The following is a 25,457-nucleotide window of genomic DNA, read 5'->3' as shown; positions in this document are numbered from 1 at the left end:
ATAATGATGATTCTACACATCCTCACCAAAGGGCCTCACAGCAGCGCCTGTCAGCAGATGGTGCGAGCATTGGGAGAGCAGGACTCGATGGTACTGATCGAGGAGGGGGTCTGTGCTGTACTTGATCCAGCCTGGGCCATTTGGCAGCAATACGCTTCGCGTATTTTCATATTATCGGAAGACCTCATGTCTCGGGGGCTTGCCAGCATTGCGGCAGAGCACCAGCTGCCTACCTTAGACTTGGATGGCTTTGTGGCGCTAACAGAGCAGTATGAAAAAACAGTTACGTGGTATTAAATTATGTCAGATTTAAAAATATACCGTTATCTTGATTTGCAAAATAAATATCCGCTGGATCCGGAAGGCTACCTAGTTAATCAGTCAGAGTGGGACTCGTCCGTCGCTCATTTAATGGCTGAAGAAGAGGGTTTGACGCTGACCGCTGAACACTGGGAAATCATTGAGGTCGTTCGGGCATTCTACCAGCGCTATGAAATGGCCCCGGCCATGCGGCCACTCGTTAAGGCAACAAAAATTGCGCTAGGAGAAGAGAAGGGCCGTTCAATTTATCTGATGCAGCTCTTCCCCGGTAGTCCGGCAAAACGAATTGCCCGCATAGCGGGGCTGCCAAAACCTACCAACTGCCTTTAATGCTGTTAATTAATGCCGCATGTGCTCATTACGCCGTTTCGCCGCGAGTACACACAGATAGCACTACTGCGTCGTCCTGACTGGTGGAGACGAGCGCATGGCCCATATCACTATCAAAATAAATGCTGTCACCTTCGGTTAGAGCGAGTGGCGCATAGAACTCGGTGTAAAGCATGATATCGCCATGCAACACTATCAAAAACTCTTCGCCATCGTGACGCACCCACTGGTGATACTCATCAAAACTGCGTGCCCGCACGATGGTTTTAAAAGGGATCATGCGCTTTTGGGCTAACTGGTGGCCCAGTAGTTCGTGCTCGTAAGTCGGTGTGGGGTGAAGTTGCCCTTTGCCTTTACGGGTTAGATCGCGCCGCCCCATGGTGTAGCGTTCACGTTTAGGCGGCGTAAGCAGTTGGGGGAGGTCGATATTAAGCCCGGTAGTCAGCTTCTGCACCACGCTAAAGGTAGGTGAAACTTGGTCATTCTCTATTTTTGAGAGCGTGGAGCGGGCAAGCCCTGTGCGCTGGCTAACGTCTTCCAAGGTCCACTGATTGGCAAGGCGGATTTGCTTGAGGCGTTCACCCAGGCGTAGCGGCTCAACAAACGGTTTGCTACCCGATGCGATACGCAGCGCGGCATGCTCTTCAGAAGTGGCGGTCATAGGTTGTCACAGTGGCTGCGTTTGCTTGGGCATTGAAAACGCGCATGATACCACAGCCCAAACGCCTACCGTTGAGCAGAACGCAGTAAGCATACGCTAGGGAACTTCCGCAAAGGGCAGCCCCAAAAGCGCTTTCAAATGCGCCTCTACGCCACTGGCTAACGACTTAGGGTTATAGCCACCCTCAAGCACAGAAACAATCCGGTTTTCGGCATAGAGCGTGGCAATTTCCATAGCCATATGCGTCACCCAGTAGAAGTCCTCATCTTCAAGGCAAATATCGCCCATTGGATCATCGCGATGAGCGTCAAAACCGGCCGATATCATTACCAAGTCGGGTTTGAAAGCGTGCAGTGCGGGCAGCCAGTGGCGCTCGATAATACGTCGAAACTCAGGGCCATCGGTGCCTACTTCAAGCGGCGTGTTAACAACGTTTTGCCACTCACTGCGTAAATAGCGCCAGGGATAAAATGGGTATTGGAAGCTGGTGCAAATCAGCACCTCCGGATCGTTTTTGAAGATATCAATGGTGCCATTGCACTGATGCACATCGAAATCCAAGATGGCAATCCGTTTGGCACCATACTTAGCTCGCGCGTGGGCAGCACCGACGGCAATATTGTTATAAAAACAGAATCCCATGGCATCGCTGGCTTCTGCATGGTGACCAGGGGGCCTGACTGCACAAAAAACATTGTCAGCTTGGCGTTTAAACACCTGGTCTACACCGCGAATTACCGCTCCTGCTGCCACCCGCGCAGCTTGGAGGCTATCCGGGTTCATCATGGTGTCGCTGTCTAGCGAGACAATGCCCTCCCTCGGTAAACTCTTTTCAAGGGCGCGCAGATGACGTAAGGGGTGTACCCTGGCCAATGACTCTTCACAGGCTTCTTTGGCATCCGCCTGCATGGTTTGTTGCAACAGGCCAGCAAGCGATAGGCGAGCGCGAATAGCCTCCAGACGTTGGGGACTTTCGGGATGCTCCGGTCCCATATGGTGCAATGAGCAGTCTGGGTGGGTAAGGTAGGCGGTAATCATTCAAACGCTCCGTTATTATTGGTGTCACCTTAATCGCCTCCAGGCCCTATACGACAGTGTCAATAAGTCGTACAGCCGCTATCAATATCAGGGGAGACTCATTTGTGAGCACACGCTTTTTGCATCATTTTTTTGAACCCCGCACGATAGCGGTGTTTGGTGCCTCTGAAAAACCCGCTTCGTTGGGCGGTTTAGTGCTGCGAAATATTCAGGAAGCGGACTTTAAAGGCACGCTTTGGGCAGTCAATCTTAAGGGGTACTCCACGGTGTTTGGCGCCCCCTGCGTAAGTCGTGTCGGTGAATTGCCTGAAATACCAGATCTGGCCGTCATTTGTTCACCTATAGATGGTGTTCCTAGTTTAATCAAAAAACTTGGCCAGCATGGTGTTAAAGCTGCACTTGTTCTCTCTGGCGGCGCCTACCTTGATCGTGACAAAGGCAATAAAGGCTCTATTCGGGAACAGATGCTGAGTGCGGCACGGGTATCGGGGATTCGCGTGCTGGGCCCGGAGTGTATGGGGCTGATTGTGCCGGGTAAAAAACTCAACGCTTCTTACGCCAGTCAGCCAGTGAAAGCTGGCCGCGTCGCTTACCTGGGCCAGTCGGGTATGCTTGCCAATGCGATGATCGATTGGGCTGCGGGACGTGATGTAGGGTTCTCTCACCTGATTACCGTGGGTGACAGCGTAGATGTTCTACTGCCTGATCTGATTGATTACGTGAATCAGTTCTCACCTGCTCAGGCTATTTTATTGCACCTAGAACGCATCAGCGACGCCCAGCACTTTATGACCGCCGTGCGTGACGCCTCACGCAACCGCTTGGTATTGGCGATTAAAAGCGGCCGCACCCCAGAATCGGATATCTCCGGCATGGCCCCAACACCCGGTATCGCGAATCGCGACGTGGTGTTTGACGCCGCTTTTGCCAGGGCCGGCGTGGTTCGGGTTGATGACTCTGACGAGCTGCTTGATGCGCTGGAAACCCTGTCCCGGATGAAACCCCTTAAGGGCGACCGCTTGGCCATCGTATCTAATGGCTTGGGGCCAGCCATGCTTGCGATTGATAAGCTGATTAGCGCAGGTGGAAAGCTGGCTGAATTCAGCGCTGAAACTCAGGCCGAGCTGCACCGTAGCGAAGTCGATATGAGCAAGCCGGGGGAGAACCCGGTGGATTTGGGTGGTAACGCCTCACCTGAACGGTTTGTTCAAGCGCTTGAGATCGTCGCCGCCGATGCAAATGTCGATGCCGTGCTAGTGGTGCACGCCCCTACACGCATGGCTCCCTCCCTGGTGACGGCCCAAGCCTTAATCGATAACCGTAAGAAGTTTCGCCGCAATCTGCTCACCAGCTGGATGGGGTTAAAAGAGGCCCTCAACGCTCGCCACGCCTGTAATTTAGCCGGAATACCAACCTACATTTCGCCTGAAAAAGCCGTTAAAGCGTTTATGCATATGGTGATTTACCAGCGCGCTCAGGCGCTATTGCAGGAGATTCCTCCCAGCCTGCCATTTTCCACCAGTCCTGAAATACGTGCCCAGTGCCGCAAGCTGATCAAGCAGGCAAAAGAGCAGGGCAGACAGACATTAACCCACTCTGAAACGGCGCAAGTGCTTGAGGCTTATGGCATCCCCACCGCACCCAGTGTGTATTTGGCCACGCCTGAAGACGCTCTTGCCAGAGCGGGCGAAATCGCCGGTACCAAAGCGCTTAAAGTCGTTCATGAAGGCAACTGCCGTCCTTATCGGTACCGTAAGCATCCGCATAAAATTTCGGCGGGCTTGTTACAGGATTTAGAAACGCCGGAGCAGGTGGCGGCAGGCGTGCGTACATTGGGCGATAAAGTGTTTGAGAAATTTCCCGAATACGCGATTCGTGAGTACTGTTTGCAGCCAATGCAGCGTGGCAAGCATTCAATGCAGATTTGTGCTGGCATTACTCGCGATCCGGTATTTGGTCCGCTTATTGTGTTTGGGATCGGTGGTTATAAAGTTAACGTTCTGGCTGATCGCCAAGTCGCCTTGCCGCCACTTAACATGAGCCTGGCCGCCGATGTTGTTGGGAGGACTCATGCAGCATCATTGATTCGTGAGCACTCCGCCGACCCTGAGCGTGATATACAGCACCTATGTCAAATGCTCGTCAAGCTGTCACAAATGGCATCCGATTTGAGCGATCTCCGTGGTTTGGAAGTGAACCCACTGCTGCTCAATCGTGATGGGATGGTCGCCGTCGATTTCGCCATGGATCTAGGCTCGCCGTCGCGCTTCGCCATCATGCCGTACCCTGAAGAACTGCGGGAGTGGGTGACACTGAAAAACGGTTGGCAGGTCGAAGTAAGGCCCATTCGTGCCGAAGATGCCCATCTAATAACCACCTTTCATCGTCAGCTTTCAGAAGAGAGTATTCGCTTTAGGTATTTTCACAATAAATCCAATTTAACCCAGCGAGATTTGTCGATTCTGTCGCATATTAACTATGACCGACAGATGGCGTTTATCGCTGAGCATTTGAGCGAAGATGGTAGTAAGGAGATGCTAGGCGTCGTGAGGGTATGGAATGATGCTGATAATATCCGCACAGAGTTTTCGGTCATCATTCGTGATGATTTGCAGGGGCTGGGGATTGGCAGTCTTTTGATGAAGAAGATGATCGATTACTGCACCAATATCGGCACACTGGAGATGATTGGCAAGATCATGGTCGATAACCACCCGATGCGTGCGCTAATGAAGCACTTGGGGTTTAAATGCCGTTACAACATGGAAGAACAAGTTATTGATGCCGTGCTACGTCTCAACGAACCCGAAAGTGAATGGCAGCGGCACCGCCTTGAAAGTCTGCCGGACTAAGCGCGTTGTTAATCCAAAAGGCCTGCATCGTCATTGGCAGGCCTTCAACGATCGCGAATTATGGTGCCATGCGGAAGCGGCTCCAAGTACCCCCATCGCGTCGTTCAAAACGCAGCCGGTCATGTAGTCGGCTGGGTTGGCCCTGCCAGAACTCGATCATTTCCGGGGCAACGCGATAACCACCCCAATGGATAGGGCGGGGAATATCCTGGCCATCGTAGGCTTGTTCAAAGCGCTTTTGACGCTCTTCAATCCAGTTACGACCCGGAATCACCACGCTCTGGGTGGCAATCCAGGCGCCAAGCTGGCTGCCACGAGGGCGACTGGCAAAGTACTCATCAGACTCATCGGCGGACACCTGCTCAACAGGGCCTTCGATACGCACTTGGCGAGAGAGTGAGGGCCACCAAAAGGTCATGGCTGCGTAAGGGACATTGCTCAGCTCGCTGCCTTTGTGGCTATGGTAGTTGGTAAAAAACACCATGCCGCGTGCATCAAACCCTTTCAACAAGACGACCCGTGAATGTGGCCGGCCTTGGCTATCAACGGTGGCAAGCGTCATGGCGTTGCCATCTTTACCCTCTTTTTCCAGCGCAAGGGTGAACCACTCGTCAAATAACACAAATGGATCGTCGGGTGCCTGGGACTCGTCTAGCCTGCCGCCTTCATAATCACGCCTGATATCGGCTATGTTACGTGTCATCGAATACACCTCCCTTGAATTTCATCCATGTTCGCTGGTCTGCCTTTAAAGCTCAAGTGACCGACATCAATGCGTGTTAAACGCGTTGCGACTATCGATTGCGGCTAACTGTCTCGCATTCTAGGAGAATGCCCAAATAAATGCGAAGCTATCTCACCATTAAGAGCTTACCAACGGTTAGCTCATCACTGCTGATTCACCAACGCTTAGAGGATAGGGTTATGGGCAATCCCAGGGTAGCGATTAATGTATGGGATATTTGGATTCGCCTGTTTCACTGGGGATTAGTGGCGGCGGTGTTGGTTTCATTTTATACCACCAAGACCAGTGGCGTGCCTTTTCTGTTTCCTATTGAGGGGCACGCTCAAGCGGGCTATCTGGTTCTTGGGCTGCTGATTTTCCGCTGGTTATGGGGTGTGCTGGGTAGCGTGTATGCGAGATTCGAGACGTTTCTATACCCACCGGCAAAAACGATTGCCTATTCAAAGGCCCTCATCAAGCGTCAACCCAATGTGTATGCCAGCCACAATCCGTTAGGCGGCTGGATGGTGTTGGTGATGCTGCTCTCACTCAGTTTTCAAGCAGTGAGTGGTCTGTTTTTGAGTGACGATATTTTTTTTCAAGCGCCGCTCTATGGTTTATTGGGTGACGCAGTGGGCGGCCAGTTGAGAACATTGCATCAGTGGAACAGCAATCTGTTGATCATTTTGATAGGGCTGCATTTGGTTGGGTTAGTCGTGCACCGACTGCTAGGAGAGTCGCTGTTAACTGCTATGTTGGTGGGTAACAAGCGTTTTTGCCAGCAGCCTGCGGATGCACGTAGCGAGGCTTTAAACACGGCCACACTGCGTTTACGCGCAGTGGGTGTGCTATTAATTGCTGCTGGCGTCGTACTATGGCTTTGGTTTTAAGGCGTCTGCTTTTGACGTCTTTTTTGAAGTAATTGGCGACTACGAAAACGGGCGTAGCTCATGCACCCAGCAAATAGCGCCATGGCAACTGCCGCTTCTAAAAGTCCGCGAACGCTCTGCCCGGGCAGCGTTGCCAACATTATCCCTTGGGTAAAGTAGAGCAGACTAACAAACGCGAGCCACGCATGACCCCGTGCTCGCTGGCCAATGATCGAGGGCAAAAACAGCACCAGAGGCAGGACAAATGCCACCACCGGGCGCCAGTTAAACTCATCGCCTTGAACCAGGAAACCACGGTAAATAACCAACACCAGTAAAATAGCGAAGCTAGCTAAGACCAGTTGGCGGCTTCTCATGGTGAGTTTATCTACCCCATGCCGGGCCTCTATGTCTTCTAGCCACTGTCTCATAAAGCCTCCTGACGCATCTTGTGCAGTGCCAGGGCCAGTCGTGCCATCCGTTTACCCTGAGCAACGCAAAGTGCGCGTTCGTGCTCATCGACCGAGCGGTCGCTACGTGTTCCAGCCAAATGGCTTGAACCATAGGGCGTGCCACCTGTGCGGGTCTCTAGCAACGTGGTTTCGCTGTAAGGAACGCCTGCGTAGACCATGCCGTGATGCAGTAGCGGTACCAGCATGGTGAGTAGGGTGCTCTCTTGCCCACCGTGCAGGCTTGAAGTCGAGGTGAATGCGGTTGCGGGTTTGTCTATCAAGGCGCCGTTCATCCACAGGCTGCTGGTGGAATCGATAAAATATTTAAGTGGCGCAGCCATGTTACCAAACCGAGTGGGGCTGCCTAGTGCTAACGCGCTGCAGTTGCGCAGGTCATCCAGGTCGGCGTACACCGCACCTTCTGCAGGAATTTCTGGTTCTACGGCTTCACAGGTGGTTGAAACCGGAGCCACCGTGCGCAAACGCGCCTGGATGCCGGGAACGCTTTCTACGCCAGCTGCAATCTGCTGCGCCATGGTGGCGGTTGCGCCTGAGCGTGAGTAGTAGAGAACCAAAACGTACGGTGTCATTTCACTCATCATTATTCCTGGATAGGATCATGGAAACTGTTACGGGAATAGGCCATTAGCTGGGCGCCTATGTTACCAGAGCTATGGGTAATTCCGGGTAGGGGAGTCACGCATTTTGTCTCTCAGGCAGGCGTAGATAGACCCAAGCGGAAGTGCCATCGCGAAGAGTCACCATTACTCTTTCGTAGCGAATACCTAGACGCTCATAGCGGTCAAGGCGGGCGAGCTCATCGGCATTGACGCGTAGCAGTAGACCTTCTACATCACTTTCGGATTGCGGTGATAGGTCAAGACCGTCACGCTGATAGCCTTCAAGCACGGCAGATGAGGGGGCGCCAAAGCTCCCCATTACCACCAAACGGACAGGGGCGTAGCGTAACGTACCGTAGACAAAGACCTGATGGGTGCGTTGTTCGATGTCAGCTAACCCATCGGGTGGTTCATAAAACCATGGGCTAAGCATGGTTAACCAAAGCCAGCCGAACACGCAGAGAAGCCCGGAACCACTGACAATCACCAGGCGTTTGAACCAAACCGTTTCAACCAAATCAGAGCGCCTTTCGATAAAGGATTAAACATGGGTTGCATAGCTTGGCGCGCCCACTTGACGAAGACAAGCCCCATGTTATCGACTTATCTAATCTGCTTAAGCAAAGTCACTGTGTTTGCTAGGCTATATAAGCAAACTAGGTGATTATTAGACCCTGCCGGAGGAGCCTGCAATGAATCAGCCACTTCGTGATGATATGGATTTTCGTGCCCTCATAGGTGATGTCAAACCGCTGCCACCTAGCAATCGTGCAGATCCTGGCGCGCAGCGTAAAAGCCCTTCCGAAGCCCAGTTGGCCCAGCGTGAATGGGCGGAAGAGGAGAGTGGGGCGCGCAACTTTTTATCTGATGACTTTGTCGACTTACTGCCTCCGTTTGACCCTATGGAGTATCGCCGTGAAGGCATTCAACAAGGCGTGGTCGATAAATTAAGACATGGTGGCTATAGCGTTCAGTCACAGCTGCATCTGTTAAGGCGGCCGTTAAGTGAGTGTCGGCGCATGCTGTTCCCGTTTATTCAGGAAGCCTATGCTCACGATTTGCGATCGGTCATGATCGTTCACGGCCGTGGGCGTGAGATTGATAGCCCCGCTAACGTATTACGTTCATACCTTGCCAAGTGGCTCTGTCAGTTTGAGGAAGTGCAGGCGTACGTATCCGCTCAACCATCAGAAGGGGGGCTTGGCGCAACCTGGGTGATGCTGCGTAAAAGTGATCGCGCTAAAGCCAATAACCGAGAGCGCCAGCAGAAACGGCGCGGATAACCCTGCTGTTTAACTTTATGTGTTAAACAATAGGAAAAGGGCAGCCTCAGCTGCCCTTTTAAGTCTAGTTTTCTCTATTTATTAGTCGTTAAACGACGTTCAAATAGTGCCTGACGCTCTTCCACATCGGTCTGGTAGCGGACGCTGAAAAAACTGAGCGCCCGAAGGGCATCTTCTGGATGCTGGTCATCGCGTAGCGCCATGGCAGTGAAGCCACAGCGACGCATATATTCAAGCTGATCGACCAGTACGTCACCTACCGCACGCACTTCGCCAGTGTAGCCATAACGCTCGCGCAGTAGGCGGGCAATCGTGTAACCACGGCCATCTGTAAACGCTGGAAAATCAACCGCGATAGCGCTGGCACGACTAAGCTGTTGGCCTATTTCAGCATTAAGCTCTGTATCGCTAGTGAGCAGCGGCGCAAGCTCATCGTCTTCCTGGTTGGCTTGCCATAGCGCCAACGGTACAAACGCCGGACGCTGCTCAGGTAGCGCTTCTTGATCGTAGGAGACGCACCATGCGTTTTCCGCCGCCAACTCGCCGTTAGCAATCAAATGATCGACATGAACCGGTCTCTGTTCAACCGCTTCAGTTTGCGTCTCATCGGCTTTATTAGTGGTAGGTTTGTTAGGCATAGACACGCTCCTTAAAGGGTTTTAGACCAATACGGCGGTAGGTATCCAAGAAGCGTTCGTCTTCATGACGCTGGGCCACATAGACTTCCAATACTTTTTCGACGACATCCGGCACGTCAGAGCGGAAAAATGATGGGCCTAGAATTTTACCCAGTGACGCATCATCGGTGGAGTTACCGCCAATGGAGATCTGGTAGAACTCTTCGCCTTTCTTATCGACGCCCAAGATGCCGATATGGCCTACGTGGTGATGACCACAAGCATTCATGCAGCCGGAAATATTCAGATCCAGCGGGCCAAGATCATATAAGAAATCTAGATCTTCAAAGCGTTCCTGCAGTGCCTGTGCGATAGGAATAGACACCGCATTGGCTAGGCTGCAGTAGTCACCGCCAGGGCAGCAGATAATATCGTTGAGCGTGCCTACGGTGGGGTTCGCCATACCCAGCGCGTCAAGCTCTTGCCAAAGTGCTTCCAGCTCGTCGACCGGAACGTCAGAAAGCACCAGATTCTGCTCGTGGGTGACGCGCACTTCACCAAAGCTGTAGCGATCGGCTAAATCAGCCACGGCTTCCATCTGATCGGCGGTGACATCCCCGGGCGCGTGTTCGCGGCGCTTCAGCGATAGCGTTACGGCTTTATAACCAGGCACCTTATGATCGGTTACGTTGTTAGTGACAAATCGTGCAAAGCTACGATTTTCTGCACGCAGCCGGTCAAATTCTTCGTTAGCGTTTGCTGCCACCGGGCGACGATCCGGCTCGGGGAAGTGAACTTTAGCCGCATCGACCGCTGCTTGGTTAAGCGTCTGCGGGCCGTCTTTCAGATGCGCCCACTCTTCATCCACTCGACGACGGAACTCTTCAATGCCCAGCGCTTTGACCAGGATTTTAATCCGCGCCTTGAACTTGTTATCCCGACGGCCGAACTGGTTATACACCCGCACACAGGCTTCCAGATAAGTCAGCAGGTGCTGCCAAGGCAGGTCTTCACGCACTACATCGGCAATCATTGGCGTACGGCCCAGGCCACCACCGGCGAGGACTTTGATACGCAGTTCTCCGTCGGCATTGCGCCACAGGCGCAGACCAATATCGTGAACCTGAATCGCTGCGCGATCTTGAGAAGCGCCACTAACGGCAATTTTAAACTTGCGTGGCAGGTAGGCAAATTCTGGATGCAGCGTAGACCACTGGCGGATAAGCTCACACCAAGGACGAGGGTCTTCCACTTCATCGTTGGCAATGCCGGCAAACTGATCGCTTGTGGTGTTACGAATGCAGTTACCGCTGGTTTGGATAGCGTGCATTTGTACTTTGGCGAGATCAGCCAAGATATCCGGCACGTCTTCAAGGGCAGGCCAGTTCAACTGCAGGTTTTGCCGTGTCGTAAAGTGGCCATAACCGCGGTCATAGCGGCGCGTAATCTCAGCAAGCGCGCGTAGTTGATTACCCGCCAGCATGCCGTAAGGGATCGCAATACGCAGCATGGGCGCATGGCGTTGAATATAGAGGCCGTTCTGCAACCTTAATGGGCGAAACTCTTCCTCTCCCAAACGCCCGGCGCGGTAGCGTTCCATTTGGTCGCGGAACTGAGCGACACGCTCATCAACCAGTGTTTGGTCGTGAATATCATAACGGTACATGTGGCACGATCCTGCTAAAAAGCGAAATGGTCACGTTGAGACGGACGTTAATGTAGCGTCACCTTAACGTGGGCGTCATATTCTACAAAAGAATATATAATTATCTTTTTATCACTAAAAGCTATTTAGAAGGCGCAGAGATCATTGCGCCTTTGTTTAAAACTGGAGCAAGCCAGCGTTTACGCTGCCATACCCATAAAAATCCTAAGGAATTTATCAACCGGTAACACAGCTGCATCAGCCATATACCTAATAAGCCATGCCCTAAACCGATACCTACCCACCATGCCAGAGGCAAAAATAACAGCCACTGCATGCCCAGCGTTAAAAACATAACCGTACGTTGAGCGCCCGCACCCATTAACGCTTGGGCTAATACCAAGGCTGCGGCATCGAGCACAATCATCAAGCCGGTTAGCTGAAGGGGAAGTTTGCCCAGCATCACCAGGTCACTACTGCTGAAGAAGATGTTCAAGACGTACTCAGGAACGATCAACATAGGCAGCGCTAAAACAACCAGCAACAGCCAGGCAACGCGCAGCGCATCCAGTCCCCAGCGGTGCGCTTCCTGTTGGGCATCCCGCCCCAGCGCTTCGCCCACCAAGCTCATCGCGGCAACGCCGACACCCACTCCTGGCAATATCAGCAAGAGCGATAAATTAATCAGCACATGGCCAACCGCGACACTCGCCGTGCCGAGCTGGCTTAGCAGCCAAAATAGTACCGCGTAGCCCGCTGCAAACAAAAGCTGTTGTAGCGAGTGGGGCGCGGCAAGCGCTAAGGTTGTGCGTAGGGTGACTAAGCACGCAACACTTTTTATAAAAAGCGGGGAAGTAAGGCGTTGCGTGCTTACCCACCACCACGCGATCAACCCTACAAAAAGCGATAGCGTGGTACCGGCACCAGCTCCACTAGAGCCCATTTCCGGTAAGCCCGCCAAGCCATAAATCAAACCGGCACTGGCCACTACATTAAGTATATGGACGGCCACAATAATGCGCAGATAGAGATGAGTCTGCTGACGACCGTTCCAGTAACCGCGAAAGCAAAGCGTTAAAGCAATGGCCGTTAACGACATGACACGCCAGCGAAAATAATCCACCGCAACGCGTTGAACACTTTCGATTTGGGTAATAAAGCTAATCAGCAGCGGTGCGTGCCACCACGCCAGAAACGATAACGGTAGCGCAATGGCACACCCGATAAAGATCCCTGACTGCAGTGGGTGAGCCACATTGACGTGGCAGGCCCCCGTGCGTTGCGCCGTTTGTGACTGCACGCTGGAAGAGAGGCCAAATACCAACGCGGTCAGCATGAACATGGCGTATCCACCTACGCCAACACCGGCCAGCGCCACTTCACCTAAATGCCCTACTAAAGCAGCATCAATCAAGTTGAGCATGCTTTGTGAGAGCATGCCCAGCATGATGGGTAAGGCAAGACGAATTATCTTGCCGTGACGGCGAGCGACAAGCAGCACTAGTCAGCTCGGGTCGTAGGAGAGTACCGGTGAGAGCCAACGCTCCATTTCTTCAAGGGGCATCTGTTTACGCGCGGCGATAGCCTCGACCTGATCGCGGGTAATTTTACCGGTGGAGAAGTACTTAGACTGCGGGTGAGCAAAGTACCAGCCGGAAACCGCTGCGGCAGGCCACATGGCGAAGTTTTCGGTCAACTCTAGGCCGGTATTTTCAGTGGCATCAAGCAGCCGGAATAGCGTGGCTTTTTCGGTATGGTCCGGGCAGGCGGGATAGCCGGGGGCAGGGCGGATGCCCTGATACTTTTCAGCGATCAAGGCATCGTTGTCCAGCGTTTCCTCCGGTACATAGCCCCAAAACTCTTTACGCACCCGTTCGTGCATACGTTCGGCGAAGGCTTCTGCTAGGCGATCCGTCAACGCCTGTACCATAATCGCATTGTAGTCGTCGCCTGCCGCCTCATACGCTTTGGATAGCTCATGAATACCGTGACCCGTAGTGACCGCGAAGCCGCCAATCCAGTCGGCTTTGCCGCTCTCTTTCGGGGCTATGAAGTCGGCCAGGCTGTAGCAGATACCGTCGCGCCCCTTGGTGGTTTGCTGACGAATGTGATGCAGACGCTCAATTACTTCACTGCGCGACTCATCGGCGTACACCTCAATCACGTCGTCATCCACGCTGTTGGCGGGCCACAGGCCGATAACACCACGGGCCTGAACACGCTTCTCTTCGACAAGCTTGCGCAGCATGACTTTGGCATCTTCAAACAGGTTACGGGCGGCTTCGCCGACGACCTTGTCGTCGAGAATCTTGGGATACTTGCCCGCTAGCTGCCAGCTCATGAAGAAGGGCGTCCAGTCGATGCGCTCGATCAGCTCTTCCAAGTCGTAGTCGTCGAAGGTTTTTAGCCCCAGCATATTGGGCTCGGCGGGGGTGTGGACGCTCCAGTCGGTACGAAAGCGCCGCTTGCGGGCCTGGGTGTAGTCCAGATCCGCTGCTTTGGGGCGGCGCTTGGCGTTACGTTCGCGAACCTTTTCGTACTCTTCACGAATCTCGGCGACGTAAGGTGTTTTTAAAGCAGGCGTCAATAATTTGCCCGCTACCCCAACGGCACGGGAAGCATCGGTGACATAAATCACCGGATGCTCGTACTGCGGTTCGATCTTCACCGCGGTATGCGCTTTAGAGGTGGTGGCACCGCCAATCAGCAGCGGCAGATCCATCCCGCGGCGCTGCATCTCTTTAGCGACATGCACCATTTCATCCAGCGATGGCGTAATCAGGCCCGAAAGTCCGATAATATCGGCATTGTGCTCTTTGGCCGCCTGCAAGATCTTATCTGCGGCGACCATAACGCCCAGATCGATCACCTCGTAGTTATTACACTGAAGCACCACGCCAACGATATTTTTGCCGATATCGTGGACATCGCCTTTGACCGTGGCCATCACGATCTTGCCTTTGGCCTTGGTCTCTTCACTCTTCTCGGCCTCGATATAGGGAATCAAGTAGGCTACGGCCTGTTTCATCACCCGCGCAGACTTCACCACCTGGGGCAGGAACATCTTGCCGTCGCCAAACAGATCGCCGACCACGTTCATACCGTCCATCAGCGGGCCTTCGATGACCTCAATCGGGCGCTCGGCCTCGGCGCGGGCCTGCTCGGTGTCATCCTCGATATACACCGTAATGCCTTTAACCAGCGCGTGTTCAATGCGCTTATTGACCGGCCAACTGCGCCATTCGAGATCCTCTTTTTTGGGAGCGCCGCTACCGTCACCTTTATACTTATCGGCAATATCCAGCAGCCGCTCGGTGCCGTCGCTGCGCCGGTTAAGCACCACGTCTTCTACAGCATCGCGCAGCTCGGCGGGCAGGTCGTCGTAAACGGCAAGCTGGCCCGCATTGACGATACCCATGCTAAGACCGGCACGAATCGCATGATATAGAAACGCCGAGTGGATCGCTTCACGCACCGGGTTGTTGCCGCGGAACGAGAACGAAACGTTGGAGACACCGCCGGAAACCATTGCGTGGGGCAGGTTGTCGCGAATCCACTGGGTCGCTTCGATAAAGTCGACCGCGTAGTTGTTGTGCTCTTCAATACCGGTAGCGATGGCAAAGATATTCGGGTCAAAGATGATATCTTCGGCGGGAAAGCCGATTTCATCGACCAGCAGGCGATAGGCGCGCTGACAAATTTCGGTTTTGCGGGCGAAGGTATCGGCCTGGCCATCTTCATCAAAGGCCATTACCACGATGGCAGCGCCAAAGCGGCGGCACTTGGTTGCCTGTTCGCGGAAGGCGGCTTCGCCCTCTTTGAGCGAGATGGAGTTCACCACCGCCTTGCCCTGGACGCACTTGAGGCCCGCCTCGATGATCTCCCACTTGGAGGAGTCGATCATAATCGGCACGCGGGCAATATCCGGCTCGCCGGCGATCAAGTTAAGAAAGCGCTCCATGGCTTCCTTGGACTCGAGCATGCCCTCGTCCATATTGATGTCGATGACCTGAGCGCCGCTTTCGACTTGCTCAAGGGCGACTTCCAAAGCGGTGGTGAAGTCTTCTTCTACTATCAAGCGCTTAAAACGCGCCGAGCCGGTGACGTTGGTACGTTCACCAACGTTGACGAACAACGAGTCGGCTTCAATGTTGAACGGCTCTAGACCGGATAGACGGCAGGCGCGGCTGCGCTCGGGAATAACCCTGGGCGTCATATCGCGAACAGAATCAGCAATAGCGCGAATATGCTCGGGCGTTGAGCCACAGCAGCCGCCGATAATATTGACCAGGCCGCTGGCGGCAAACTCGCTAACGATCTCCGACATCTCCTCCGGCGTTTGGTCGTACTCACCAAACTCGTTGGGAAGACCCGCATTGGGGTGGGCGGAGACAAAGGTGTCTGCTTTGGTAGAGAGCTCTTCCAGGTAAGGGCGCAGCTCTTCGGCGCCCAGGGCGCAGTTTAAACCCACCGACAACGGCTGGGCGTGGCGTACCGAGTTCCAGAAGGCTTCGGTGGTTTGACCCGAGAGTGTACGTCCTGAGGCATCGGTAATGGTGCCGGAGATCATTACCGGCAGGCGCTCGCCGCGGTCATCGAACAGCTCTTCCAGGGCATAGATCGCGGCCTTGGCGTTAAGCGTATCGAAGATGGTTTCGATCATGATCAGATCGGCACCGCCTGCAATTAACGCTTCGGCGGCTTCATAGTAATTCTCGCGCAGCTCATCAAAAGTGACGTTACGCTTGGCGGGATCATTCACATCCGGCGATAGCGAGGCGGTGCGTGAGGTGGGGCCCAACACGCCGGCCACGTAGCGGGGCACGCCGGTTTCAGCGGCCACAGCGTCGCAGACCTCTCGGGCTATGCGCGCTGACTCGCGGTTGAGCTCAACCACCAGCGATTCCATACCGTAATCAGACTGTGACAGCTGAGTGCTATTAAAAGTGTTGGTCTCAATAATGTCGGCACCAGCTTCCAGGTAGTCACGGTGAATCCGGGTGACTACATCAGGGCAGGTGAGTGCGAGCAGATCATTATTGCCTTTGAGATCCGAGGGCCAGTCGCTAAACCGCTCGCCGCGAAAATCCTCCTCGCTCAACTGGGCATTCTGCAGCATGGTGCCCATGCCGCCGTCCAGAATCAGGATACGTTCGGCAAGGCGTTGGGTGAGGGTTGCGATCAAAGCACTATCAGCCATGGCAGGGGGAGTTCTCCAGCGTCACAGTCGTCAAAGGGGATGTTGTTATCGTCGGAAAAGCAGCATCTGTCGTTATAAGGCGCATAATGATAACAAAAGGGATGGCAAAAGGCGCCCCTGGGGAGCGCTATACGTTGCATAAGTAAAGACAATGAATACGCGATCCTGAAACGCCACACTTAAATAGCCTACTAAAACAGTCGGGATTGTGTCAGCGCGCTGTTTTGCTTACCATAGACACAAATGACATGTGAAGTGGCGCCGCCACTACCACGGGAGGAAGACAGCCCTCATGACCACGATTAGCGAAAAAAACACTACCGCTGATACTCAAGGTATCGACATTACCGATAGTGCACAGGTTTACCTCGCGGAACTGCTTGAAAAACAGAATGTTGAAGGCATTGCCGTCCGTATCTTTATTACCCAACCAGGCACGCCCTACGCGGAAACGTGTTTGGCTTACTGCCGACCCGGTGAAGAAGAGCCTACCGATGTCACGCTGGAACTCGAGAAAATCAATGTATTTCTCGATAAGAACAGCTTGGCCTTTTTGGAAGAAGCGGTGGTTGATTTCAACGCCGACCGCATGGGTGGGCAGCTGACGATCAAAGCACCCAACGCCAAAATGCCGAAGGTGAATGCAGATAGTCCGCTTGAAGACCGTATTAACTACGTACTTTACAGCGAGATCAACCCTGGTCTTGCCGCGCACGGCGGTGAAATTAAGTTGGTCGAACTGACGGAACAGCAATACGCCGTCCTCGCCTTTGGCGGCGGCTGCCAGGGTTGTGCAGCGGTTGATTTGACCCTGAAAGATGGGGTTGAAAAAACCCTGATGGAGCGTATACCAGAGCTTGCCGGTATTCGCGACGTTACCGATCATAGCGATACTACAAATGCCTACTATCGCTAGATAAAAGGTTAGTAATGCTCAAAAGCCCAGCTTTAGTCGCTGGGCTTTTTTTCGTCTCTGGGTTGTTTAGCCTGACTCACTGTTCTGCTTGGAAAGCGCATCGGGGAGCGCCGTTAGCTGTGTTTGTAGCGCTTCCATACGGCTCCAAAGCTTCTCTTGCCACGCTTGCTGTAGTGCAGCTTCTCGCTCGGCATGCTGCTGAGCTTGGCTGCTTATCGCGGCTTTGGCCTCATCAAGCTGCTGGGTCAGCGCTTTCTCCTGCTTGTGCAGTGCCGTCATTGTCTGCTTTTGCTCGCTAATCTGTTGCTCGCGTTCGCTGGCTTCCAGCTGAAGTTGATGCATAGCCTGCTGCTTTGTTTTTAGCTCCTGACTCAATGTCTCAATGCGCTGCTCTGACTGCTGCAAACGTTTTTGGTAACTCTTCTCTTCCTGGGCGCGCGCCTGCTGAGCACCATCCAGCATCGCCATCAGCCTTCCTTCAGCCGCCTCATGGCGCTGCTCCTCTTGTGCTAAGCGCTGCTCCCACGCTACCTGTTGCTCGCTGAGGGCGTTGCTATGCGCTTTGCGCTGTTCGCCTGCCTGGCTCTCTAACTGCTGCTGTGCTTGCTTCAGTTGAGTTGCTTCTTCTTGCGCTGCTTCAGCTTGTTGATGCCAGTGATGTTCGCTGGTTTGGCTAGCGGCCAATTCCCGGTTTAACGCCTCCATGCGCTGCTCCATATGACGCAAGTGCTTGGCGAGGGCGCTTTCGCGCTGCTCGGCGTTAGCGGCCTGCTGTTGAGCGTCATCTGCGAGCTGCTGGGCGTCTGCCACCTGGCGATTGGCATCTTCGCGATAGTGGAGCAGCGTTTGATTCGCTACCTCTTGTGCCTCGCGCCATAGCTCGCTGGCCATGGTCACCACGACTTCCGGCACTCCCTTGGGTGGCGGCACATCGCGATTCTGCTCTCGCTCACTGCGCCACAAGCGAAAGTGATCACTAATTGTCGTGAAGCTGCCGGTACCCAGCACATCGCGAATACGCTGCACGCTAGGCGTATCGCCACGGGCCAATAGGGCATCAATCGCTTGCTGAACATCACTGTACTGAATGCCATTGCGGGCCATGGAGTGATCCTTTCTTGAGAGCTTCTGTAACTGCCATTGTCGTGATTCACCAAATAAAAAGCAATTATTACGTATTATGTAATACGTAATAATATTTATGATCTTAGATATAAATTCAAGATTACCCTTATTATCTTGAATTTATAGTGCTACAACGGCACACTTCGACACTAGGCTGCTATTAAAAGGATATGTATGAATGCCGAGTAAGCTAATCCCTGCGGCCATAACGCTAAAGCCTTCGGAAACCTCGCTCATAAGCGGCCAGCTCAGTGGCCGAATTAACGCCCAAAATGATGCTCAGGCGGTTACGGCGTGGCTTGATGAGTACGTTGATAGCCCACAAACCTGTAAAGCGTACCGTCGGGAATCTGAGCGTCTCTTGCTGTGGTTAGCTAACCAGGGACTGACACTGGCAGATATAAACCGCGAGCTATTGCGCCAGTTTGAAGCTTTCCTGACTGACCCTCAGCCCAGAGAGCAGTGGGTGGGTCCTTCCAAGCCTCGAGCGCACGCGGATTGGCGTCCTTTTCGTGGTGGGCTGTCTCCCGCCAGCCGTCGCCAGAGCCTTGTGATACTGCAAGGTATGTTTGGCTGGTTAGTTGAAGCGGGGTGGGTTAAACACAATCCATTTCGCTTGATGAGGGACAAGTCGCGCCGCCTGAACAACCAAGCGCCAAGTATTGAACGCTATTTAGAGAGCGAGTTATGGGCTTGGCTATGGCGTTGGCTTAATGAGCCCATTGCCACTGTAGAGGGCAGTCGAAAGCATTTCGAACAGGCAAGGCGGCGCTTTATGTTTGGTTTTGCCTACTTGCTTGCGCCGCGCATCAGTGAAATGGCAGACGCATGCATGGGCGATTTTCAGCGCAGCGAAGGGCGCTGGTGGTGGAATGTCGTAGGAAAGGGCAGCAAGATGGCGCGAATTCCGCTACCTGACGATATGCTGGACTGCCTTCGGCAATGGAGGCAGGCGCTGGGTTTAGCTGACCAGCCGAGCGAACTAGAAACGAATACACCGGCGCTAAGAGCCCTAGATGGCCAGCGAGGCCTGGGACACAACCAGCTTTATCGATTAATTCGGGCTACGTTTCAAGAAGCGGCACAGGCGCTTGAAGAAAGCGGCGGCGCTGAGCAGCACGTCAACGCGCTGCGTAAAGCAACGCCTCACTGGCTACGGCATACCTCAATTACACATCAAGCACAATCGGGTATAAGCCTGCGTCATCTAGCCGAAAGCGCTCGGCATGCTCGCCTCGATACCACCTCACGTTATCTGCATACTGAAGATATCGAGTGGCATAGCGAGCAGCAGCGTCATCGTTTAAGCAATACAGGCCCTGATGATTCCCTCAAGCCATCATCGACTCGTTATAATGGGGCAAGTTCTTAGGATCCGTAATAGACATCATTCTTACTTTTCGATACCAATACAGAAGGAAACGCCATGAGCACTTCCGGCGCCGAACAGGCCCAGCAAGAGCTGATTGAAGATTTTGAAATTTTTGATAACTGGATGGATCGTTATCAGTACATTATCGATATGGGTAAGCAGCTACCTGATTTTCCCGATGAGTGGAAAATCGAAGAGTTTAAAATTCAGGGCTGTCAGTCAAATGTATGGATGCGACATCAAGAGGAGGGCGACAAGCTGATTTTTAAGGCGACATCCGATGCGGCTATCGTTTCCGGCCTAATCGCCGTGCTGCTGCGAATTTATAGCGAACGCACAGCCGCTGAGATTCGCTCTACCGAACCCCACTTTTTGAAAGATTTAGGATTGGATAAGCACCTTTCTCCCACGCGCAGCAATGGCCTGCACGCCATGCTTGAGAAGATTTACGCAGTGGCTCAGCAAAAGTCGCAATAAGGGTTGGGGAGGCTAGCGAGGGGGATGATCATTGCAGCAGGGCGGTGATGCATCCTCGTCTTCGCGACAAAGCTGTTCGCTGCGACCGCCGGGAACCGGATCCATACCACCAGGGCTGCCCGGATGGCACTTTACAATACGCTTGACGGCCATCCAGCCACCTTTTATTGGTCCGTGCACCTGAATCGCTTCAATTGTATAAGACGAACAGCTCGGCCAAAAACGGCAGCGCGGACCTAAAAGCGGGCTAAGCGTGTACTGGTAAACCTTGATGCAGCCAATCATTATGCTCATCAATACCCAGCGTAGGCCTGAAAACAGCGAGGAAAGCCAGCGACGATTCATGGCTAGGATGATGAGGCTTTGTTGCCGTAGAGGTCGTCAGGGTCAATCAGCGGAGTGCTGGTGATCGCTGCTTTTTGATCATCCACTGCAATATAGAAGCAGCTACGACGCCCAGTGTGGCAAGCAGGTCCGGTTTGCTCAACGTGCAGTAATAGCGTATCGCCATCACAATCAAGCGCGGCGGAGATAAGTCGCTGCTGCTGGCCTGATGACTCTCCTTTACGCCACAGCTTTTTACGTGAGCGCGAGTAGTAACAGACACGCTGAGTCGTTAATGTCTCTTCGAGCGCCTGGCGATTCATCCATGCCATCATCAACACTTCTTTGGAGTCATGCTGCTGGGCAATGGCAGGAATCAAGCCATCGCTATTAAAGCGAACCGCCGCCAGCAGGGTGGGGGCAGCGGGAAGGGTATCATCAGGTGTGGCTCGCTCAAGCTGCTTAAAAAGGGCATCTGGAGCCACTTGATCAAAACGGGACATACTTTTTTCTCGCTAGCTGTTTAACATAGCTGCTCAACACATCAGCTTGTTCGACAATCTTGGCAGAGCCCCTGGAGCTCAATCGTTTGGCGCTCAACGTTAAACCCTTGGCTCTTGGCCAATGCCGCCAGTTGATCACTTATCTCATCTAGATGCAGCTCTTCCACATAGCCACAGTGACGACAAATGAGCAGCTGAAAACCATGCACATGCTCAGGACATGCACAGGCCACATAGGAGTTCTGAGACTCTATTCGATGCACCAGGCCCTGATCAATTAAGAACTCAAGCGCTCGATAGACTGTTGGGGGCCGAGCAGCTGCGTGTTCCGTAGAGAGCTTGTCAAGCAGATCATACGCCTTCAAACCACCCCCGTTTTCGGCAATAAGTTCCAGCACACGCCGACGGATGGGGGTGAACCGAACGCCACGGAGATGACATTGAGACTCAGCCTGCTGCAGTAGTGTATTCGCTTGGGTCATGGGCAACTCGTTGAACGTGGTTAGCCTAGGCTCTCGTCACTAGTCTACGCGCCGGCGGCGGAGTTGCCAGAGCTTTCGACCAGCTCGCTTTGGCGAGCAAAATGGTGCTGGGCAAAGGCGACACGCTCTTTTGCAGGCACGCCATCAGGCTGACGCTCAATCAGATCAAGACGGCGGCGCAAGCCTTCACCATTGGTCATTTGAATAGCCAGCCCTGGACGGGCGTTAAGCTCAAGTAGCATGGGGCCGTATTTACGGTCTAACACCATGTCGGTACCCAAGTAGCCTAATCCTGTCATTTCATAACAGCCTGCGGCCAGGTTAAGCAGCGTTTCCCATTGCGGCACGACCAGGCTCGCTAAGTCGTGCCCCGTATCAGGGTGGCTAAAACATGGCCGGTCAAACTGAACGGCACGCAATGCAGCGCCTGTTGCAATGTTCAGCCCAACGCCCACCGCCCCTTGGTGCAAGTTAGCCTTGCCATCAGAAGCCGCCGTTGAGAGGCGCATCATGGCCATGACAGGGTAGCCCTTAAAGACGATAACCCGAATATCGGGGACCCCTTCATAGGTGTAATCCATCAGGCTTTCATCGAAATTAATCAGCGTTTCAATTACCGCCACATCGGGCGAGCCGCCCAGCGAGTATAGGCCTGAGAGAATATTCGACACATGACGCTCAACATCGGTAAGCGTTAGCTTGGCACCACTTGGCTTGATAAAGGCGTTATCCTCCACCTTTTCGATCACAAGAATGCCCTTGCCGCCGCTTCCCTTGGCAGGCTTGATAACAAAACCTGCGTGACCAGTAAGCATTGCCCCAATATGTTTGACGCCAAACTGGGTTGTTACCGTACCAATTAGTTCTGGCGTGGTAATGCCATACTGCTGAGCCAGCAGCTTGGTTTTAAGCTTGTCATCCACTAGAGGATAAAGTCGCCGTTTATTATAGCGGCCAATATAACGAATATTGCGCCGATTCATGCCAATGATGCCCTTGTCACGCAAGCGTGTTGGCCAAGTCCAATTGTTAAACAAACTCATGATGGTTTCTCATCATCAGTAATTGGCTTGAAACGGCGCAGTTCTAACAGGCGGTAGCCCGTGTAACTGCCGAGCAACAAAATCAACGCCATCAATATCAACTGCACGCCTAAGAAGTTGAACGTGATGTGACGCACCCAGGGATTATTCATCGCCAGGTAAGCAAGGACAGCCGTAATCAAGCTACCGCCACCTTGAATCAACACCTGCTTAGGACCTTCCTCTTCCCACAAAATCGACATCCGCTCAATGGTCCAGGCAAGGATGATCATTGGGAAGAAGGTGATGGTTAAGCCAGCGCTAAGCCCCATACGATAAGCCAGTACCGTGAAGATAGAGATTATCGCGATCACCGTTATGATGACCGCGGATACCCTGGCTACCAATAGTAAGTTGAGATAGGACAGATAGTTACGAATAATTAAACCCACCGCGACGATTAGCAAGAAGCCGATCAAGCCAGTTGGCAGAGTCGTTTGGATGAAGGCGAGGGCGATCAATACCGGCATAAAGGTACCGGACGTTTTAATGCCCACCAGGACGCGCAAAAACACCACCATTAACGCGCCAATCGGAATCAGCAGAATGGTTTGGAATAGCGCTTGTTCCTCCAACGGCAAGCTGTGAATGGAGAAGTTCAGCAGAGTGTCTTCTGAATAATGATTGCGAACCGCTGCAGAAGCCGGTTGATCGTGGGTCATCATGGCAAACGTAACCCGCGAGTTTGTGCCGCCTTGGACTTCTAAAACGGCTCGGCCGCCAGTTTCCCACAACAGCAGGTTATCGGGCTTGCCTTGCTCGCCTGTCAGTGGATTAAAAATCGACCACTGTTCGCCTGACTCATCAAATACCTGGATCCAACTGCTCAGCGTTTGGCGGCGACGACCATCTTCTAACAGCAAACCGCTTACTTCACGAGCATAAACGCCTGCCTGATTGAGTAACCGCACCACCAGAGCTGCTGGATTCTCTTGAGAAAGCAGCAGACGAGCGTTTTCCCCCTGACGCTCGCCATTTACATCTTGGATTAGTTCCCGGGCGAATGTCGCGTTGTTCGCACTTCGCGCCCAGGCTTGTTCGATCAGTTGGCTGGCCGCCGTGTCATAGGGGCTTTCCCAAGGTGTTACCGGGGTCATTTCAGGCGGTGCTTGTACGGGGGAGCGGGCATCTTGCGACACCAGCATTTGCACCGAGTAGTATAACGTTTGGCTGCCCACTGCCTCGCGAATAGTCCACTGAGCCGTGCGACCTAACTCATCCGCTTGATAGGCCAGGCCAAAGCCTGAGGATGCGGTATTTTCGGTCAACACACGATAGCCTGCCTGATGAGAAGGCAGGGCTAAATCGACCTGTACCGGACCGTCCTGAGCATTGAAGGTAATGCCAGCTTCAATTTCCCATACCTGGCGCTGCTCGCCGGGCAACCAAGGAATTTCAAACTGCACATGGCGATGCACACTGGTAGCAATACCTGCGACCAGCAACAACCCGACAATGATATAAAACATTAACCGTGACATGGAGATTCCTTTCTGGGTTTAGCGCCAGGGAAGAGCAGTTACTCTTCTGTATCGTCTTCATCAACCGCTTCATCAGCAGCAGCTTCATCGGCTGGCTCGCCACCAGGAAACTCGGGGCGCTCATGTATATACGTGTCGGCAACATCAATCACCGCAATATCTAGCAAGAAACGGCGACCAAGCAGGACAGGGTAATCAAGATGCGAGCGGTCATTGAGGGTAAATTCCACGTTTTCGCGAATAGGCCCTAAGGTCATTAGCAAAGAAATAACGGGGCGCGACTCTTCACCCGACGCCTGAAGGATACGCACGCGGCGCACTATGGGTGCTTCAATCCACTCATCACGCTGCGACTCAACAGCCACATCGTCGTCGTTGAGGGCCAGTTTAAAGCGCACCCAGTCTTCACCATCACGCTCAAAGCGAGTGATTTCGGCGGCAGATAACGACGATGTATTGGCACCTGAATCAACACGCGCCTTAAGGTAGGTACCCAAGCTCGGGAGACCGACCCATTCACTGCGTCCCAGAAGGGTTTTAGTGGTTAGCGTCTCATCGATTTCACACTCTTCACGGATGATGACCGGCTCTTTACCACTTACTTCTAACTGCTGAACATCTTGCCGTAGATAGCGCAACAAACTGCCTACTTCCCGCATGTCGGCAGTCAGTGTTTGCTGCTGGTCCAATTGGCGCGCCTGAAGCTCAGAACTCGAGTCGCATTGCTGTGCCAACTGACTTTCTAGTTCCAGGATACGAGCATTGAAAGACGCTTCACTTAAAGGAGGCGGTTCATTAGTTTCTGGCTGGGTTGTTGCTGCACAGCCTGCGATTGAAGACGACAAGCCAGCTATTAGCCACAAAACACCTGGGCGCATAACGAGAGATATCCTTGGACAATAGGTGGGGGAATGATAAGGAGATGGGCGACTAGTGTCCAACGACATCACATTATTTCGGATACATGGTTGCACAAGGAGGCTCAAAATAATTAACTTTCCTGGCAGGGGGCGTACTTTCAACGATAGGCGCCTGACATAGGCGAACATAAAGGCAAGGATAAAATCGCTTGTTGTCAAAAAC

At 53.2% G+C, this 25,457-nt stretch carries 25 protein-coding genes; 8 read left to right on the top strand and 17 right to left on the bottom strand.

Translation table 11 applies throughout. The features are described from left to right. Positions 1-6: 6 nt before the first annotated feature. Positions 7-297 carry a sulfurtransferase complex subunit TusB gene (gene tusB / locus AC5TBW_RS09505; protein ID WP_495511819.1) on the top strand — a complete coding sequence of 97 codons (291 nt, stop codon included), beginning with the start codon at positions 7-9 and terminating at the stop codon, positions 295-297. 3 nt (positions 298-300) lie between these two features. Next, positions 301-651: a TusE/DsrC/DsvC family sulfur relay protein gene (locus AC5TBW_RS09500; RefSeq protein ID WP_495511818.1), complete on the top strand. Its 351-nt coding sequence runs from the start codon at positions 301-303 to the stop codon at positions 649-651. 28 nt (positions 652-679) lie between these two features. Here the strand turns inward: AC5TBW_RS09500 and AC5TBW_RS09495 are convergent, their stop codons facing one another. Both AC5TBW_RS09495 and AC5TBW_RS09490 read right to left on the bottom strand, forming a co-directional pair. Next, complete coding sequence (locus AC5TBW_RS09495; protein WP_495511817.1) at positions 680-1,312, bottom strand: helix-turn-helix domain-containing protein; 633 nt, start codon at positions 1,310-1,312, stop codon at positions 680-682. A 96-nt stretch (positions 1,313-1,408) separates the two neighbouring features. Next, positions 1,409-2,350, bottom strand: a complete 942-nt coding sequence (locus tag AC5TBW_RS09490) for a histone deacetylase family protein (protein ID WP_495511816.1) — start codon at positions 2,348-2,350, stop codon at positions 1,409-1,411. 104 nt (positions 2,351-2,454) lie between these two features. Between AC5TBW_RS09490 and AC5TBW_RS09485 the strand changes: the two genes are divergently transcribed. Then, a complete protein-coding gene (locus tag AC5TBW_RS09485; protein ID WP_495511815.1) occupies positions 2,455-5,202 on the top strand; it encodes a bifunctional acetate--CoA ligase family protein/GNAT family N-acetyltransferase in 2,748 nt (915 codons plus the stop codon). Between the two features lie 58 nt (positions 5,203-5,260). Here the strand turns inward: AC5TBW_RS09485 and pdxH are convergent, their stop codons facing one another. Beyond that, entirely contained in the window at positions 5,261-5,905 is a 645-nt protein-coding gene (gene pdxH, locus AC5TBW_RS09480) for a pyridoxamine 5'-phosphate oxidase (RefSeq protein ID WP_495511814.1), read from the bottom strand. 221 nt (positions 5,906-6,126) lie between these two features. Between pdxH and AC5TBW_RS09475 the strand changes: the two genes are divergently transcribed. After that, positions 6,127-6,816 carry a cytochrome b/b6 domain-containing protein gene (locus AC5TBW_RS09475; RefSeq protein ID WP_495511939.1) on the top strand — a complete coding sequence of 230 codons (690 nt, stop codon included), beginning with the start codon at positions 6,127-6,129 and terminating at the stop codon, positions 6,814-6,816. On the opposite strand, the gene AC5TBW_RS09470 is transcribed toward AC5TBW_RS09475, so the two are convergent. The 3 genes from AC5TBW_RS09470 to AC5TBW_RS09460 all read right to left on the bottom strand — a co-directional run bounded on the left by AC5TBW_RS09470 (position 6,813) and on the right by AC5TBW_RS09460 (position 8,384). Continuing rightward, the gene (locus AC5TBW_RS09470; protein WP_495511813.1) at positions 6,813-7,226 is read right to left on the bottom strand and encodes a DUF2069 domain-containing protein; all 414 of its coding nucleotides are present in this window, start codon (positions 7,224-7,226) and stop codon (positions 6,813-6,815) included. The genes AC5TBW_RS09475 and AC5TBW_RS09470 overlap by 4 nt on opposite strands. Beyond that, the gene (wrbA, locus tag AC5TBW_RS09465) at positions 7,223-7,846 is read right to left on the bottom strand and encodes an NAD(P)H:quinone oxidoreductase (RefSeq protein ID WP_495511812.1); all 624 of its coding nucleotides are present in this window, start codon (positions 7,844-7,846) and stop codon (positions 7,223-7,225) included. Before wrbA ends, AC5TBW_RS09470 begins: the two co-directional genes overlap by 4 nt. Before the next feature lie 97 nt (positions 7,847-7,943). After that, the gene (locus tag AC5TBW_RS09460; protein WP_495511811.1) at positions 7,944-8,384 is read right to left on the bottom strand and encodes a gamma-glutamylcyclotransferase family protein; all 441 of its coding nucleotides are present in this window, start codon (positions 8,382-8,384) and stop codon (positions 7,944-7,946) included. A gap of 175 nt (positions 8,385-8,559) precedes the next feature. On the opposite strand from AC5TBW_RS09460, the gene smrA reads away from it, so the two are divergent. Next, positions 8,560-9,150, top strand: a complete 591-nt coding sequence (gene smrA / locus AC5TBW_RS09455) for a DNA endonuclease SmrA (RefSeq protein ID WP_495511810.1) — start codon at positions 8,560-8,562, stop codon at positions 9,148-9,150. A 74-nt stretch (positions 9,151-9,224) separates the two neighbouring features. On the opposite strand, the gene AC5TBW_RS09450 is transcribed toward smrA, so the two are convergent. From AC5TBW_RS09450 to metH, 4 genes are all read right to left on the bottom strand, one after another. Then, complete coding sequence (locus AC5TBW_RS09450) at positions 9,225-9,788, bottom strand: DUF934 domain-containing protein (protein ID WP_495511809.1); 564 nt, start codon at positions 9,786-9,788, stop codon at positions 9,225-9,227. Further along, positions 9,781-11,433: a nitrite/sulfite reductase gene (locus AC5TBW_RS09445; RefSeq protein ID WP_495511808.1), complete on the bottom strand. Its 1,653-nt coding sequence runs from the start codon at positions 11,431-11,433 to the stop codon at positions 9,781-9,783. The genes AC5TBW_RS09450 and AC5TBW_RS09445 overlap by 8 nt, the downstream gene beginning before the upstream one ends. Positions 11,434-11,554: 121 nt before the next feature. Beyond that, entirely contained in the window at positions 11,555-12,913 is a 1,359-nt protein-coding gene (locus tag AC5TBW_RS09440; protein ID WP_495511807.1) for an MATE family efflux transporter, read from the bottom strand. Between the two features lie 3 nt (positions 12,914-12,916). Then, entirely contained in the window at positions 12,917-16,612 is a 3,696-nt protein-coding gene (gene metH, locus AC5TBW_RS09435) for a methionine synthase (protein ID WP_495511806.1), read from the bottom strand. Between the two features lie 292 nt (positions 16,613-16,904). Between metH and nfuA the strand changes: the two genes are divergently transcribed. Continuing rightward, positions 16,905-17,528: a Fe-S biogenesis protein NfuA gene (gene nfuA / locus AC5TBW_RS09430; protein WP_495511805.1), complete on the top strand. Its 624-nt coding sequence runs from the start codon at positions 16,905-16,907 to the stop codon at positions 17,526-17,528. Positions 17,529-17,594: 66 nt separating this feature from the next. On the opposite strand, the gene AC5TBW_RS09425 is transcribed toward nfuA, so the two are convergent. Then, positions 17,595-18,632, bottom strand: a complete 1,038-nt coding sequence (locus tag AC5TBW_RS09425; RefSeq protein WP_495511804.1) for a DNA-binding protein — start codon at positions 18,630-18,632, stop codon at positions 17,595-17,597. 199 nt (positions 18,633-18,831) lie between these two features. Between AC5TBW_RS09425 and AC5TBW_RS09420 the strand changes: the two genes are divergently transcribed. Beyond that, positions 18,832-20,025: a tyrosine-type recombinase/integrase gene (locus tag AC5TBW_RS09420; RefSeq protein WP_495511803.1), complete on the top strand. Its 1,194-nt coding sequence runs from the start codon at positions 18,832-18,834 to the stop codon at positions 20,023-20,025. Between the two features lie 54 nt (positions 20,026-20,079). Beyond that, positions 20,080-20,502, top strand: coding sequence for a SufE family protein (locus tag AC5TBW_RS09415; protein ID WP_495511802.1), 423 nt, complete (start codon positions 20,080-20,082; stop codon positions 20,500-20,502). A gap of 12 nt (positions 20,503-20,514) precedes the next feature. On the opposite strand, the gene yidD is transcribed toward AC5TBW_RS09415, so the two are convergent. The 6 genes from yidD to AC5TBW_RS09385 are packed head-to-tail and all read right to left on the bottom strand — an operon-like array spanning position 20,515 to position 25,252. Continuing rightward, on the bottom strand, positions 20,515-20,796 hold the full coding sequence (gene yidD / locus AC5TBW_RS09410) for a membrane protein insertion efficiency factor YidD (RefSeq protein WP_495511938.1): 282 nt from the start codon (positions 20,794-20,796) through the stop codon (positions 20,515-20,517). 53 nt (positions 20,797-20,849) lie between these two features. Beyond that, on the bottom strand, positions 20,850-21,329 hold the full coding sequence (gene hisI / locus AC5TBW_RS09405; protein ID WP_495511801.1) for a phosphoribosyl-AMP cyclohydrolase: 480 nt from the start codon (positions 21,327-21,329) through the stop codon (positions 20,850-20,852). A 41-nt stretch (positions 21,330-21,370) separates the two neighbouring features. Then, positions 21,371-21,811 carry a transcriptional repressor gene (locus AC5TBW_RS09400; protein WP_495511800.1) on the bottom strand — a complete coding sequence of 147 codons (441 nt, stop codon included), beginning with the start codon at positions 21,809-21,811 and terminating at the stop codon, positions 21,371-21,373. A 44-nt stretch (positions 21,812-21,855) separates the two neighbouring features. Beyond that, on the bottom strand, positions 21,856-22,854 hold the full coding sequence (locus tag AC5TBW_RS09395; RefSeq protein WP_495511799.1) for an alpha-L-glutamate ligase-like protein: 999 nt from the start codon (positions 22,852-22,854) through the stop codon (positions 21,856-21,858). Further along, positions 22,851-24,374: an inactive transglutaminase family protein gene (locus AC5TBW_RS09390; RefSeq protein WP_495511798.1), complete on the bottom strand. Its 1,524-nt coding sequence runs from the start codon at positions 24,372-24,374 to the stop codon at positions 22,851-22,853. The genes AC5TBW_RS09395 and AC5TBW_RS09390 overlap by 4 nt, the downstream gene beginning before the upstream one ends. Before the next feature lie 38 nt (positions 24,375-24,412). Next, a complete protein-coding gene (locus tag AC5TBW_RS09385; RefSeq protein ID WP_495511797.1) occupies positions 24,413-25,252 on the bottom strand; it encodes an ATP-dependent zinc protease family protein in 840 nt (279 codons plus the stop codon). Between the last annotated feature and the right edge of the window lie 205 nt (positions 25,253-25,457).

The organism is Vreelandella sp. ssv (genome assembly GCF_059448525.1).
This window is presented reverse-complemented; position numbering and strand designations above follow the sequence as displayed.